Here is a 13619-nt window from a genome sequence, read left to right on the forward strand (position 1 = left end):
TCATGACCTCCAAAACTTTATTTTAATCTGTACAATTTTTTATACCAATAGTACGCTTTCTTTACCTTCATTACAAAAAATTTTGTCTCCTCAAAGGGTATTTCCTCTTCTTTTTTATTTTTTACATCAAACAATCCCCTATCCACCCATTCCCTCACATTGCCCCTCCCTCCGTTGTAAGCCGCTAAAGCTAAGGTAATATCCCCCTGAAATTCCCTTAATAGGTCGGATAAATACCAGGTTCCAATCATAATATTGGTTTTTGGGTCCATCAGGTCAATTTTTTCTTCCTTTATGCCCATTTTTTCCGCAGCCCATACCGCTGTGGAAGGCATTATCTGCATAAGCCCTACTGCACCTTTATTAGATATGGAAGAAGGATTGAAATTACTTTCGATTTTTATTACCGAAGCAATAAGATAAGGGTCTAAGCCGTACTCCTTCGAATATTTCACTATATAATCCTCGTACTTTAACGGGTAAATGGTCTTCAAAAACCAGTTAAGGTTAAAAAAAAGTGCAGCGATTAAAGAGATTACCAGCAAAGTAAATACATTATTAATTTTTTGATTCAACTAATTCCCTCCAATATTCCTCTACCTGTTTTAGAAGTTGCGAAAAATCCCCCGAATTATTAATTATTCTGGTGGCATATTTTACCTTTTCTTCCTGGGGCATCTGAGCCCTTATCCTGTCCTTAGCCTCTTTTTCATCCAAAAAGCTATCCCTCTTTAATAGTCTCTCTAACTGAGTTTTTTCATCAATGGTAACCAGCCATACCTCTTCCACCATTTTGTAAAGACCAAGCTCTATCAAAAGGGCCGCATCTATCACCACAACCCTTTCATTCCTCCTGGCGGCTTCCTCCAATCTCCTTTTTATTTCCTCTACAATTTTAGGATGGGTAATTTTATTTAACAGGGCCAGCTTTTCTTTGTCTGCAAAAACTATTCTGCCCAATTTTTTTCGACGCAGGCTTCCGTCTTCATTTAAGATTTCCTGACCGAAATGCTTCACTATCTCAAGATAAGCCGGTTTTCCCGGTTCAACGAGGGCCTTTGATATCTCATCGGCATCTATTATATATGCCCCTTTTTCGCGTAAAATCCCGGAAACGGTGCTTTTACCGCTGGCAATTCCCCCGGTCAAACCAATGACCTTCAAAGCCCTCTCCCCCTTTTTTTATTTTAGCTCCTCCCAGGTATAACCTTCCTTTACATCCACAATGAGAGGAACCTTAAGTTCCACCACCTTTTCCATATGGTACTTCACCAGATTTTTTACAGCATCCAGCTCCTCTAAAGGTACGTCAAAAATCAATTCATCATGTATTTGAAGCAATAGCTTGGTTCTATAACCCCTTCTTTTCAATTCCCTGTAAATCTTAACCATAGCGAGTTTTATTATATCAGCGGCGGTCCCCTGAATGGGGGAATTCACCGCAGCCCTTTCGGCAAAAGACCTTAGATTGAAGTTCCTGCTCGTTATTTCCGGAAGGTAGCGCCTCCTGTTAAAAAGGGTGGTAACGTATCCGGAAACCCTCGCTTTTTTAACCGTATTTTCAATGAATTCCTTAACCTTTGGATATCTCCTAAAATAATTTTCTATATACTCCTTTGCCTCTTTTGTGGGTATGTTAAGGTTCTGAGCAAGGCCAAAATCGCTGATTCCGTAAATAATACCGAAGTTTACCGCTTTTGCCCTGTTTCTCATCTCGGGGGTGACCTTTTCTATCGGAATTCCAAACACCTCGCTGGCCGTCCGGGCGTGTATATCCTCTCCTTTGACAAAGGACTCTATAAGTTTTTCATCCCCGGACATATGAGCAAGGATCCTGAGTTCAATCTGGGAATAATCGGCGGACAATAAAAGATGATCGGGGCCATCGGCAACAAATACCCCTCTTATTTTCCTGCCGATTTCGGTTTTTACAGGAATGTTTTGGAGATTGGGCTCGGTGCTGGAAATCCTTCCGGTAGCCGTAATTGTTTGGTTGAAGGAGGTGTGAATTCGCGATGTTTTTTTGTCTACCAGGTTCAAAAGCCCATCCGCATAAGTGGATTTCATCTTCATCAAAAACCGGTATTCCAGAAGTTTTTCAATTATCGGGTGTGCACCCTTCAGCTTTTCCAGAACCTCCGCATCGGTGGAATAACCCGTCTTTTTCTTCTTTACGGTCGGAAGCTGCAGTTTCTCAAAAAGTACTTCTCCCAGCTGTTTAGTAGAGTTTATATTGAAAGAGGTACCGGCAAGTTCATAGATTTCTCTGGTTAATTCCATAAGCCTCTCTCCGAATTCTGCGGAGAGCTTTTTTAATTTTTCCCGGTCCACCTTAAAGCCGGTCATTTCCATATCTGCCAGTATATGGCAAATAGGAAGCTCAATGAAATACAAAAGGCCTTCCATTCCGTCATTTTTTATTCTCTCTTCAAGAATCCCTTCTAAGGGTATCAAGGTAAAGCATTTTTCTTCGTCAGGCTTATCCTTTAGCTCCACCCCTAAGTACTCATAGGCAACGGTCTTTAAATCGTATCTATTTCGAGAAGAGTTTAAAAGATATGCGGCAATCATCGTGTCAAACTCATAGGAAAAATCGATTCCATTCCTTGCAAAAAACTGTATTAACCCCTTGCCATCGTGGGCAATCTTTTTTATACCGTTCATGAGAAAAAGCTCTCTTAGTATATTTTTTATATCCTCCTCTTTAAGGAAAGACTTTTCCAGGGAAAAAACCTTTCTCCCTTCGGAAAAAAGCACCCTTTCGGGAGTTAAAAACACGGAAACAACCCCGGCGCTTTTTGCATCTTCTTTCAACCGGTATATATCCTCTATATCCTTTATCACATAGGCTATTTCTTCCCGCTGTTCATTATTGCCTTCTTCTTTGTAAATCTCTTCTATTTGTAAAACCTTCTCCAGCTGTTTCCTTTCTCCGGAACCGTCGGCAGATTCCGCCAATCTTTTTATCAGGGTGTTAAATTCCAGCTCCCGGAAAAGATTTATAAGTTTTTCCCTGTCCGGCCCCTTTATTTTTAACTCGTTGAAATCTAAATTTAACGGTACATCCCGTATAATAGTTGCTAAACGCTTTGACTTTAAAGCCTGCTCCTTATAGGCTAACAGGTTATCCTTTAACTTGCCCTTAACCCGTTCATCTTTTTCTGCCGAAAGCGCATTATAAAGATTTTCCAGATTTTGATATTCTTTCAAAAGCTTAATGGCGGTTTTTTCACCCACACCGGGCACTCCCGGGATATTATCCGACGCATCCCCCATAAGACCTTTCATATCGGGTAAAAATTGCGGGCTGAATTCGTATTTGTTAACGAACTTTTCCGGGTCGTATACTTCCATTTCCGTAATCCCTTTTTTAGTAAGCATAACATGGGTTTTTTCGCTTACTAATTGAAGGGCATCCTTATCTCCAGTAACTATGAGAGTAAAAAGGCCTTCCTCTTCGGCTTTTTTCGAAAGAGTCCCCAGCACGTCATCCGCTTCAAAACCCTCTATTTCCAGGAATTTTATGTTCATGGCCGATAAAATCTCTTTTAAAATAGAAAATTGTCCTAAAAGTTCCTCCGGCGCTTTTGCTCTTGTCGCCTTATACTCTTCAAACTCCAAGTGTCTGAAGGTGGGAGCCTTTTTATCAAAAGCCACGGCTACAAAATCCGGCTTTTCCTCTTTTAATAGTTTAAAAAGCATGTTGGTAAACCCGTACACGGCATTGGTGGGAACCCCTTTAGAAGTCGTAAGGGTCGGAATGGCGTAATACGCCCGGTGCATCAAGCTGTTTCCATCTATTAAAAGAAGTTTACCCATAAAATCCCTTCCCTATAAATAAAAAATTTTTTCCTGCGGTAAAAACTTTGATAACTCTCGTACTGCAAAATCAACCATTTTTTCTTTTATACTTTTTTCTACGGAAAACACCTTTTTTCCTTCTTCGTAATAAAAATAAAAGATTTCGTCATAGATTCCGCAAGACCTTATATTTTTCAAATAATCCTTCGGTATGCGGAATACCCCGATACCTGCATCCATTACCCATGATTTATCTATATAATTAAATACGTATTCTAAAAGTTTACTAAACTCATCTTCAAATCCCTTGTAATATATTAACGGGTCAAAGCAAAGCCTCACCCTGAAACCCAACTCTTGCGCCTTTTTCATCGCCATTACCCTTTTTTCTATACCGGGCGCATTTTTTTCATAAGTTTCGGCAATAAAAGGAGTGGATATTGTCCAGGAAAGTACAGCATTTTCCGCCGGTAACACATCCTTTATAGTGTCAATGTTGGCGCTCTTTGTCCTTAATTCTATAATTAAATCCTTTTTTCCCCGGCAAAAATCTATAAAACGCCGGGAATACGGCACGATTCGCTCCATCGCTAAAAGATCCGTCTCATAAGAGCAAGCGATATATAGATTTTTCTTCTCCCTCCACAGTTTTTCTATTTCCTCCAAATAATCTTCAATATTAACGAAAATCACTATATTTGAAGAAGGATACATGCCCTTTAAAAAGCAGTAGCTGCAGTTGTAGGGGCAATTCAGTACGGGCGATGTGTAGTAAAAATTACTAAAACCGAAATCATGACATAATTCTGGTGCTTCAAAGAGAAATTCTCCTTTTTTTACCGCAAGGATAAGTTTGACTGCTTTTTTTTGAAGGTTAAAGTTCTGCCGGGGTCTTGTAAAGACCTCCCTGTAATCGCCTATTAAAACTTTATTAGAATTTAAAAACCTGGACGTTATTTCCCGGGTAATAGGATATTCTAAGGCTTTTTCTTCTATATATAAATGGGAAAACGGACTAAACCGAAAGCCGCTTTTTAATGAGCTCAAAGTAGTATTTCACTTCCCTCTTGGAATCTGGTTTTATATTTAAAAATTCTTTTAAAAAACTCAGATCCTTATCCTTTTTAACAATTTTATAGGCTAATGCCAAATTGTAGAGCCTCCGCTCCATTGTAAAGGTTAATTTTAAATTTTGGGCTATCTTTTTTAATATTTTCTCATCCTCAAAGGATAGAGGATTTTTAATAAGTTCATTGGCTTCCACTAAAGCCTTTATATAATAATCTATATTTTCCAGGTTATCCCGGATTATCCCGTAAATTTCTTCTTTATTAATACTCAAGTCATCCAGTAAATCGTAAACCACCTTTATTAACTGAATGTTATGCACATATAAAAAAGAAGAAGCCGCTTCAAAAAAGCCCGCCCCTTCCATATCCACAAGATCGCCCTTATTAAAGACCTTCTCCTTTCCCCTGACGGGACGGGGATATGTAAGCAAAGTTCCCTCTATAAAAGGATGCTTCACCAGAATATCCGGGTAAAAACACCTTTCGGAAAAAGTATTGACTACCTTGTTGCAGAGAATGGCCTCCCCTTTCCGGTAATTAGGATTCACCGCCCCGGCTATCCCTATATTAAGAGCCACATCGGTTTTTTGCGCGGAATAACCGGTCAAAATGTGAGAAACCGCGGCGGAGGTAATTACCGTTCCCATGCCGGTAATAATTAAAATTATATTTTCTCCCTCGTATATATCGAATTTTGACGCATAATGATTTTTTTTCAAACCGTAAAAATCTATAACAGGTTTTGCTTCGGCGTAAAACGCACAGCAAATAAATACCATCTTTTACAGTTTCCCCTTTTTTATAATTTATAATATCACAAACGAAGTAGGAGGGCAATTACCTCCTACTCCGTAACTTTTACAACTCCGTGGCTTTTAATTCGGAAGCTACAAAAGCTTGAGAAACCGTTGCCACCTTAACCCCTGAAGGAACCGATAAGGGTGTAACCCTTAGCTGGTATCTCACCGGTGCAGGTATTACGCCGCCCCCGGCAAGGGGATTATCGTCCAAAAAATAAAGGCTCGCAGAAAGCCTCAGCTTTGCGAGCCTATTTTTTTCTCCCATTCGAAAGCCGTTTTAATAATAAAGGATAAATCATCGTATTTGGGAACCCAGTTTAATACCCTCTTTATCTTTTCGGTGTCCGCCACCAGCTGAGCAGGATCACCGGGTCTTCTTTCCCTGTATTCTACTGGAAAGTCTATCCCCGTTACTTTTTTTGCCTCATTTACCACCTCTAAAACCGAAAACCCCCTGCCGTATCCGCAGTTTAAAATCTCACTTTTGCCGCCTTCTAAAAGATAATCCAAAGCCTTTAAATGAGCCTCCGCTAAGTCCATGACATGTATATAATCCCTGATACAGGTGCCGTCCTTTGTAGGGTAATCCGTTCCGAAGACAAAAAGTTTATCCCTTTTACCGCAGGCGGTTCTTACACACATGGTAATCAAATGGGTGGCGTCCTTTTTTGTTTCTCCTATTTTGCCCTCCGGATCCGCACCCGCTACATTGAAATACCTTAAAGATACGTAGCTAAAATCCTCGGTAAAAGAAAGGTCCTTCAGGATGGTTTCTACAAAAGCCTTGGATCTGCCATAGGGGTTAATAGGGGAAAGGGGAAAATCCTCTTTTATAGGCATTTTTTCCGGTTGACCGTAAACGGCGGCGGTAGAAGAAAAAATAAACTTTTTAACTCCGGTTTCCCGCATCGCTTTTAAAATATTCATGGCTCCTGCCGTATTGTTCTCATAGTACAAAAGCGGTTTTTCTACCGACTCGGGCACTATAATCTTTGCTGCAAAATGCATCACCGCATCGGGTTTAAAATCCATCATAGCTTTTTTTAGGGTTTCGTAGTCCAAAATATCCCCTTTTATTAGCCTGCCGTAAAGTACAGAAGAAGAACTTCCGGTAGAAAGATTATCGAAAACCGCCACTTCAAAACCCTTTTCCCCGAGGAGTTTAACCGCATGGCTCCCAATGTACCCCGCTCCTCCGGTCACAAAAACCCTTGCCATAACACCTCTCCCTTAAATCGTTTTTCTTTAAAATCATTTTAACATATTTTTACAATAATTTCTTTACTTTCTCGAGGAATATCCCATTCTCCTGTAGGTGTGCCTTTTCCCCCTGATGGTTATGGAAAGCTCCATTATATTTTCAGGAAAGGCCATTCCGGAAAAACCCGCATCTCCGATATGCTGAATATCAGCACCGGCCATCTTTGCTAACAGCGCTATATTTTTGATGGTCTCCCTATCCGCACCTTCCTGGGAGGTGCCTATGGCGGTCATGGCAAGGGCTCCCTCGCTATGGATTTCCCGTATTAGCCTTTTTGCCGTATCCATATCCATGCCGGGAACGGTGCCTGGAGCCGGAATTAATACCACATCTGCACCGTTTATCGCAAATCCTTTTACGACCTGAGGTTCGAAAATGTTTTCCCTTCCCGCTGCATGCATTTTACCGGCGATTATGATAACTTCCTCCCCGAGAATTTCCCGGCATAACTCAAGGCTTTTTACTATGTCTTCGGATGAAACACCCGTATTAGGATTGGCAGTTATTACCACATAATCAAATCCGTAAAATCTTACTTTTTCCAGATTCTCCTTTGAAACCCTTCTACCGTTGGGGAAATTTTTAACGCTTTCGGGTACCGGCTCCAAATTTACGCCTATGAACCTGCCCGTTATGCTTTTTACCCTTTTTATGTAATCGGCGTTCATCCTGTTTTCTTCAATTTTTTTAATATAATTTTTAATAAAATCCTCTGTATCAGAAAGCGATATTCCTTCATCGTCAATACCGAAAATAAATGGCTTTTCAAAATCAAAGGTGTTTAATGTTATCATATCCGCTCCAAAGGAGGCGGCAAGTTCAGCATTGCTCACCCCGTAAATTAACGGCGGGCACGATATCACGCACTCCGCCATCACCGTTCTACCTTCCGAATGTCTTATGGTTTCAAGAATTTTCCTCTTTCCCATGTTAAAAAAATCGTTAAAAGTAAGTTCAAAAATCCTTTTCATAGAATCACCTCTAAAATCACGTTTTCTCCCCTTTTTACCTCTTCCAGTTCCGCCTTAATAATCCTTCCCGCGCCTTTCATATCCGGAATAATAACGGGTGTTAGAATACTATATCCCTTTTTCTTTATAAATTCCCTGTCGAAGCTCAAAAGAACCTGCCCTTTTTTTACATTTTCCCCTTCCTTTGCGTAAAGCTTAAATCCCTCCCCCTTTAAGTTTACGGTATCTATTCCCACGTGTATCAGCAGGGGAATACCCATAGATTCCAGTACAATGGCATGCCCGGTGGAAAAAACCTGTTTTACCCTGCCGTCAAAAGGGGAGACTAGCTCCCCTTCTGACGGTTCCAAGGCAATACCATCTCCCAACATTTTTTTCGAAAAAACCTCGTCTGGAACCTTTTCAATATCCAAAACTTTTCCTGTAAGTGGAGCAAACACCAGTAATTTTTCATTTTTTGCTTCTTTTTTTTCTTTAAAAATATTGAATATCATTAATATGCCTCCTTTTCAAACCCTATTCCCCTTCCCAGCAGGACCGCTTCCCTGTTTCTTTCTTCATCTATTGCCATAACCGCGTTGTTATTTAATACTTTGAGTATTTTAAAGCCCATATCATCACACCTTGTATTTTATATAAAATTTTCCAATCAATTTTCATTATACGTTCTTATTACCATTTCCTCAACGTATTTTTACAAATACCTCAGATTCAAAAATATTTTTCTTGAGAAAATATTCTATTTTAAAAGGAAATACCTTGAAAAAATAGAATATATAATTAAAATATCATAATATACAATTCTGTAATGGAAGGTGGCAAAGCGATGAAGAAGAATTTTCTTGGAAATACTGGTCTGGAAGTTACGGAACTTTGTTTTGGAGCCCTGCCGATGGGCCCTTTGCAGAAAAACATGGATGTGAAAGAATGCACCGAAGTGATAGCTCATGCTTTGAGAAAGGGCATTAATTTTATCGATACCGCTCAAATGTACAGGACCTATGACCCTATTAGAGAAGCCATAAAACAAACCGGAATTGATCCTGTAATTTCCACTAAATCCACTGCCTCCACCTATGAGGATATGGATAATGCCGTAAAAGAAGCCCTGGAAAAGCTTGATAGAAAATACATAGACATTTTCTTTCTACATGCAGCCAGGGCTGAGACCGATGTATTCGAAGTCAGAAAAGGAGCCCTGGAATGTCTTTTGGATTACAAAAAAAAGGGCATAATTAAGGCCGTAGGAATTTCCACCCATAACGTGAAAGTAGTGGAACTTTCCGCTTTAAGGGAAGATATCGATGTAGTTTTCCCCATAGTGAATAAAAAGGGTATCGGCATTCTTCAGGGCACCGTCGAAGAAATGATTGAAGCAATAAAGCTATGCCATCAAAAGGGAAAGGGCGTTATGCTGATGAAAGTCCTGGGCGGCGGGATAATGATCAATGAATTTAACGAATCCCTTAAATTTGCCAGGAGCATTGAGGGTTACCACTCCATCGCAATCGGAATGGTAAGCAAGGAAGAAGTTGATTTTAACGTGGACTACTTTAATGGCCTTTACGACGAAAAAAGAACACCATCCCTATCCGGATATTCCAAAAGGTATTCAGTAGTAGATGTACTTTGCAAAGGGTGCAGGTCCTGCGTAGCGGTATGCCCGGGAATGGCTATGGAATTTGACGAGGAAAGAAAAAAGGCCTATATCGTTCAGGAAAAATGCCTCACCTGCGGTTACTGCACATCGGCCTGCAGGGAATTTGCCATAAGGGTAATATAAAAAGGCGGTTTTAACCGCCTTTTTATATCTTAAACTTCTTTACATTTTCAATTAAGTCATTTGCAATAGAATTTAATGTCTGAGAAGATGCCGCCACTTCCTCTGAAGAAGCGGAAAGTTCTTCGGAAGATGCGGAAACTTCTTCCGAGGCAGCAGAATTTTCTTCCGCCACAGTGCTTACCTTTTCCGCTTTATCGAGAACATCATCCTTTGATCTTGTTATGTTGTTCATGGCTTCATAAACTCTCTCAATTAAAGGTGCTACTTTCAAAGCTGATTCCAAAATTTCATTGAAAGATTGTACCGTACTATTGACAGAATTTGTCTGCATTTCTATAAAGTCATCCACATTCTTCACAGTCGTAATAACCTCTTGTGTTTCTTTTTGAACCGCACCCACCAGTTTATTTATTTCCTCAGTGGATTTTTTCGTTTCTTCTGCCAGTTTTCTAACTTCTTCCGCTACTACTGCAAAACCCCTGCCTGCTTCTCCCGCCCTTGCTGCTTCAATTGCGGCGTTCAGTGCAAGGAGATTGGTTTGAGCAGAAATTTCGCTGATAGTCCCGGTAAAAGCCTCTATGCCCTGTATGCTGTTTGTCAATGTGTCGATTTTTTGTATTACCACTTTAAAAGCATTTTTCACATCTTCTATAGTTTTTATCAATTTTTCCATTTCCTTTTTGCCCATATCTGCCTTGCCGGAAGTGTTCTCGGTTTCATCTTTTACACTGCTTAGCTCTTTAAAAGCATTTTCGATGTTATTACTCAAAACATCCATGAGTTTTACTATTTCCATCAGGTCATTAGCTTGAGAGGTAGCACCCTCCGCCACCTGCTGTACTGTTTTGGCAACTTCCTGGGAAGAAGCTGCCATTTCTTGGGAGACCGCCGAAAGGCTTTCCGAGTGAGCGGCAAGCTCTTTGGCCCTCTGTGTAAGGTTACCGATAAGAAATCCAAGGGAACTTTTCATCTCGTTCATGGCTCTGGCAATATCTCCTATTTCATCTTTTCTATCTAAGTACCTTTTATCTACTTCAAAGTTTAGCTCTCCTTTTGCTACGCTTTTTAGTCTTTCCACCGCAAGTTTAAGAGGATTTGAAATCCTTTTCACTATAAAGGAAAGAAGTATAACCGAAAGTAAAATCATTAATACCGTATAAATTACCGAGCTAAAGAGCATTCCTTTCAGCACACCGGTAAAATCATTTACAGGTACCGTAGCGCCAATTATATACCTTCCCGCGGTTTTATATCTCATAAAATATAAGGCATTGTCGTAATTGTATTTAAATCTTCCTTCCTCCCCTGCCAATTGCTTGCCCCAGGGAAGTTCATCGAGTTTTTTACCTATCATATTTGAATCCCTGTGACTTAGAATAGCACGGGTATCTTTATCCGCAACCAAAATAAATCCGTTCTTGCCAAATCTGTAAATTTCAGACACTTTTTTAATATCAGCCTTTTGTAGTTCTTTTTGTAATCGCTCGGGCTTCACCCCAATCTGAACTATTCCGGGCTTATCCATACGGGATACACCTATGTACTGAAAAAGCACTTTGTCCGTTCCCCTCTGCTGGGGCTCCTGAGCGAGTTCAAAATTTTTATCTTTTAAACCCTGTAAAAAAGGTTTAGTTTGTTCCGAAGTGTTAAAATCAAAACCGTAAAATTCCGGTACAGTTCCCCACTTTAAAACCCCATCGGAATCTATTACGTGGATTTCCTCCACATCCATGCTCTTTGCCAGGTTTACGAGCTTTTCCCTGGAGTTTATAATTTCAGGTTTTTCAGCAATTATAAAGGCCACCGTCCTTGCTTTGGTAATGTAAAGGGCGTTCAATTCTTCCTTTAATTCCTTTATTCTCTCATCCTGATTTTTTACGTAATTTTCCACTTCCTGCACCTTTTGCGCAGCAAATTCATCCATTTGCCCCGATACCATATTAGTCGTAAAATAATAAGAAATTGCCGTAAGTATTAGAGTTGAAAGTATTACTATAATCGCAACGGGTATTGTGATTTGTTTTCTTATATCCATAAACATCCCTCCAAACAAAGTTTTTTGTGAATTTTAAACAATATTTGGACTCATTTTTTTGTAATATTTTAACTATATTTGTTATTTTTTAATATGTTTAAATTATATTACAAAATTCGACAAAAAATCAATAATTTAGTTTTTCTACATAAAATTTGAAGGATATTTGTCATAATATGTAGAATTATATAAAAGCTATTCTTTACTTTCTGAGCGGCGGTGATAGGGTGAATTTTAAAAAGTTTTACATAATTTCAACCGTCATTTTATGCATATTGCCCATGATTTTTTTATTTTTATACGTTGTAAGAATACTCATCCCTGGCTATGAAAGGACAATTACCAATTACCATATAGTTGAAACCCAAAAAAATTTAGAAAAAATCATCGGCAAAAACCTGGAAGATTTAAAAATAACCGCCCGGGATTATTCTGTTTGGAGCAATATGTACGAAGCCTTTCAGATAAAAGATATAGAATATATTAAAAGAAACTACAGCGGTTATCTCCCTGATGAACCCTATAACCTTTCGCTAATACTGGCGGTGGATCTAAATAAAAACCCCCTTGATTTTTATTCCGATCAGCCTTATTCCGTTGATTCCCTTCTTCAAAATAAAGAAATAGACATCCTATATAAGAAAACCTTAGAGGATTTAAAAAATGGCGGGTTGAATGCCGCTATAAAATCAGGATACATAAAGTTAAATAATTATATTTACGCCTTCGGAATATCCCCGATTCTCGACGATCGGGATTTTTCAAAACCTCCTATGGGAATACTGCTGATAGGGCGTGAAATTAATGAAAATTTTCTCGGAAAGGTAAACTCTTATATAGAATCCCCTTTAATTTTCTGCAATGAAGATAAAGAGCATCCTCCATTAATAAAAGGTTTTTTAAAAAGAGAAATCCCTGTCTTTGACATCTGGGGTCATCCCTTGGGGCGATTTATCTCATATTTCAACCTGGGAGTTTTAAGAACCATATACCGCAACTTCTTTCTTTTCTTTATTATCTTCTGCATATTTATCTTTTCTTTAGGAGTATTGTTTGCCATTTCTTTTTCCTCATATTTTGCCAGACAGTTTTATGATCTTGAAGTAAATGCTTTGAAAAGTTTATCTATAAATAATAGTGAACGCATCTCCGGAATAATTGCCCAGAATATCAAAAACCCTTTCAAAAAGGTCTCAATGGTGGTCGATATTCTTTCAAGGGAACTAAAAGAAAAAATAGCGGTTCTGGAGGCACAAAGAAAAAGACTCCTTACCCTTTACGAATCGGAAAAAAGGCAGTTTGAAGACACTATAAAAATGCTTGTCTCAATAGTAGAATTAAAAGACCCTTACACCAAAGGCCATGCAGAAAGGGTAAGTAAAATAGCCGTAAAAATAGGCGAAAAGCTCGGAATATCACCTTCCGAGCGGGAAAATCTTGAAATAGCAGGGCTTTTACATGACATAGGCAAGATAATCATCCCTGAAAACATACTAAACAAAACCGGAAAACTTTCCAGGGATGAGTATGAGTTAATAAAACTGCACACCACTTACGGATTTCATATATTAAATGAGAACCAGACCTTCCGGCACATTGCAAAAATAGTTCTTTTCCACCACGAAAACATTAACGGCACGGGCTACCCCAGAGGCATTAAAGGAGAAGATATTCCCTTAGAGTCAAAAATTATTTCTATTGCCGATGTTTACGATGCCCTTACTACGGACAGGCCCTATCGAAAAGCTTATTCCAAAGAAGAAGCCCTAAAAATTATGGAACAGGATGCGGGGAAAAAATTTGATGAAAAGATTTTTGAGGTGTTCAAGGAAGTAATAAGGGAGGGCGATATCCATAGTTAGTTAAGTCTATATAATTGTGTAAAAAGGGATTGAGCC

Annotated in this window: 13 protein-coding genes; 2 read left to right on the forward strand and 11 right to left on the reverse strand. The window is 39.2% G+C overall.

What is annotated here, in order from left to right; translation table 11 throughout:
* Positions 1–17 precede the first annotated feature (17 nt).
* The 10 genes from ACPLOV_RS01670 to ACPLOV_RS01715 form a co-directional block, all read right to left on the reverse strand.
* Positions 18–575, reverse strand: a complete 558-nt coding sequence (locus ACPLOV_RS01670) for a lytic transglycosylase domain-containing protein (protein WP_424910433.1) — start codon at positions 573–575, stop codon at positions 18–20.
* Complete coding sequence (gene coaE, locus ACPLOV_RS01675) at positions 559–1164, reverse strand: dephospho-CoA kinase (RefSeq protein ID WP_424908943.1); 606 nt, start codon at positions 1162–1164, stop codon at positions 559–561. Before coaE ends, ACPLOV_RS01670 begins: the two co-directional genes overlap by 17 nt.
* Positions 1165–1182: 18 nt before the next feature.
* Complete coding sequence (gene polA, locus ACPLOV_RS01680) at positions 1183–3819, reverse strand: DNA polymerase I (RefSeq protein WP_424910434.1); 2637 nt, start codon at positions 3817–3819, stop codon at positions 1183–1185.
* 12 nt (positions 3820–3831) lie between these two features.
* On the reverse strand, positions 3832–4848 hold the full coding sequence (locus ACPLOV_RS01685; RefSeq protein WP_424910435.1) for an SPL family radical SAM protein: 1017 nt from the start codon (positions 4846–4848) through the stop codon (positions 3832–3834).
* Positions 4817–5650, reverse strand: coding sequence for a purine phosphorylase (locus tag ACPLOV_RS01690; protein ID WP_424910436.1), 834 nt, complete (start codon positions 5648–5650; stop codon positions 4817–4819). The genes ACPLOV_RS01685 and ACPLOV_RS01690 overlap by 32 nt, the downstream gene beginning before the upstream one ends.
* Positions 5651–5729: 79 nt before the next feature.
* Entirely contained in the window at positions 5730–5936 is a 207-nt protein-coding gene (locus ACPLOV_RS01695) for a hypothetical protein (protein WP_424910437.1), read from the reverse strand.
* Entirely contained in the window at positions 5906–6889 is a 984-nt protein-coding gene (galE, locus tag ACPLOV_RS01700) for a UDP-glucose 4-epimerase GalE (protein WP_424910438.1), read from the reverse strand. Before galE ends, ACPLOV_RS01695 begins: the two co-directional genes overlap by 31 nt.
* Positions 6890–6952: 63 nt before the next feature.
* The gene (locus tag ACPLOV_RS01705; RefSeq protein WP_424909642.1) at positions 6953–7903 is read right to left on the reverse strand and encodes a hypothetical protein; all 951 of its coding nucleotides are present in this window, start codon (positions 7901–7903) and stop codon (positions 6953–6955) included.
* On the reverse strand, positions 7900–8397 hold the full coding sequence (locus tag ACPLOV_RS01710; protein WP_424909641.1) for a PTS sugar transporter subunit IIA: 498 nt from the start codon (positions 8395–8397) through the stop codon (positions 7900–7902). Before ACPLOV_RS01710 ends, ACPLOV_RS01705 begins: the two co-directional genes overlap by 4 nt.
* Positions 8397–8516, reverse strand: coding sequence for a CAT RNA binding domain-containing protein (locus tag ACPLOV_RS01715; RefSeq protein WP_424910439.1), 120 nt, complete (start codon positions 8514–8516; stop codon positions 8397–8399). Before ACPLOV_RS01715 ends, ACPLOV_RS01710 begins: the two co-directional genes overlap by 1 nt.
* Before the next feature lie 213 nt (positions 8517–8729).
* Between ACPLOV_RS01715 and ACPLOV_RS01720 the strand changes: the two genes are divergently transcribed.
* Positions 8730–9686 (forward strand): aldo/keto reductase, encoded by a 957-nt coding sequence (locus ACPLOV_RS01720; protein WP_424909639.1) that lies wholly within the window; start codon positions 8730–8732, stop codon positions 9684–9686.
* A 22-nt stretch (positions 9687–9708) separates the two neighbouring features.
* Here the strand turns inward: ACPLOV_RS01720 and ACPLOV_RS01725 are convergent, their stop codons facing one another.
* Positions 9709–11721: a methyl-accepting chemotaxis protein gene (locus tag ACPLOV_RS01725; protein WP_424909638.1), complete on the reverse strand. Its 2013-nt coding sequence runs from the start codon at positions 11719–11721 to the stop codon at positions 9709–9711.
* A gap of 227 nt (positions 11722–11948) precedes the next feature.
* On the opposite strand from ACPLOV_RS01725, the gene ACPLOV_RS01730 reads away from it, so the two are divergent.
* On the forward strand, positions 11949–13583 hold the full coding sequence (locus tag ACPLOV_RS01730) for an HD domain-containing phosphohydrolase (RefSeq protein ID WP_424910440.1): 1635 nt from the start codon (positions 11949–11951) through the stop codon (positions 13581–13583).
* Positions 13584–13619 lie beyond the last annotated feature (36 nt).

It is taken from the genome of Thermovenabulum sp. (assembly GCF_049723235.1).
Lineage (GTDB): Bacteria > Bacillota > Thermosediminibacteria > Thermosediminibacterales > Thermosediminibacteraceae > Thermovenabulum.